Origin of the sequence: Vibrio sp. 10N.222.46.A1, assembly GCF_041473595.1 — a bacterium.
In the GTDB taxonomy this organism is placed as follows: Bacteria; Pseudomonadota; Gammaproteobacteria; order Enterobacterales; family Vibrionaceae; genus Vibrio; species Vibrio tasmaniensis_A.
In genome coordinates, this window is sequence record NZ_JBFRSN010000929.1 from 1 (window position 1) to 1196 (window position 1196).

1 protein-coding gene is annotated in these 1196 nt (G+C 46.7%); it reads left to right on the forward strand.

Going from position 1 to position 1196, the window contains the following annotated elements; genetic code table 11:
• On the forward strand, positions 1 to 1196 hold a 1196-nt coding region (locus tag AB4496_RS22145), incomplete at both ends, for a transporter substrate-binding domain-containing protein (protein ID WP_372131980.1).

A 1196-nucleotide genomic window follows, 5' to 3' on the forward strand; every position in this document is an offset into this window, starting at 1 on the left:
TCTTCCTAGCCTGCTTCCTGATAGTCGAATTACCACATTAGACAGCACGCAAGCGGCATTCACGGCGATTCAGGAGAATAGCGTGGATGCGTACATTGGCGATGCGCTTGCACTTTCTGCGTTATTGCAAGAACAGCCTCGAGACTCACTAACATTATCTGTACTTCCTGACCTTCCCGCAGATCACTTGCATTTCGCGGTCAAAAAAGGAAAGCACAGATTGCTTAGCCGAATCAATTTCGCTTTACAGGACATTAAGGTAGGTTCACTGCAATCTATCTACAATCAATGGCTTGCTCCATCGCAACATTCGATGCTGCTGAACTATGGAACATTGAATTTAACCCAAGATGAAAAGAACTGGCTCGACAGCAACCCTTCCATCCCCGTAGGCACACACTCCAATTGGTACCCTTACGACTTTACCAATGAGCAACAGCAACACTCAGGCTTATCTGCTGACATCTTAAACCTAATAAGTAATGTGCTTGGCGTGTCATTCGAAAGTACCACTTACCTAACACCAGAAGCGGCCGAGGTCGCGTTCAATAATGGTGAGACAATGGTGCTAACCAACATCACACCAACCACAGATAAAGCCCGATACATGGACTTCACTCAAGCTTACAGTTTTGAACCTTGGGTGTTATTGAGTCGCTCTGATCGCTTAGGCAACTTTGCGCCAAGTGGCACCGAAGCTGTTGGTGTGATTGAAAATTCTGGAGGCTCAACAGTTCTGCCTTCTCTCTGCCTTACTTGCCTAGCCGTCCCTTACATCAATCACGTCAGCGCTTTCCAAGCATTACAGAAAGACGACATCAGTTTCGCGCTTGCTTCACTTCATCATGCTGCACCTTTATTGCATCAAGACTATGTAGGGCAATTCAAAATCACTGGCACCATTAATGAGCAAAACAGCGCACCACTAGCTCTCGCAGTGAACTTCCGCCATCCCATGCTGTTGAGTATTCTCAACAAAACCATTGGAGCACTGCCTGCCAATGAATTAGAGCGCTTGGAAAGCAAATGGTTAACCTATGAATACCAAGAAGGCTTATCACCACGCGAAGTCGCTAAATGGTCGGTGATCATCGGGCTTGGAATCTTTGTGGTCATTTTCGTGATCGTATTTTGGAACCGAAAAATGGCGGCTGAAATCGAGCAGCGAAAGATCGCCGAGCAGAGAGCAAAAGCAG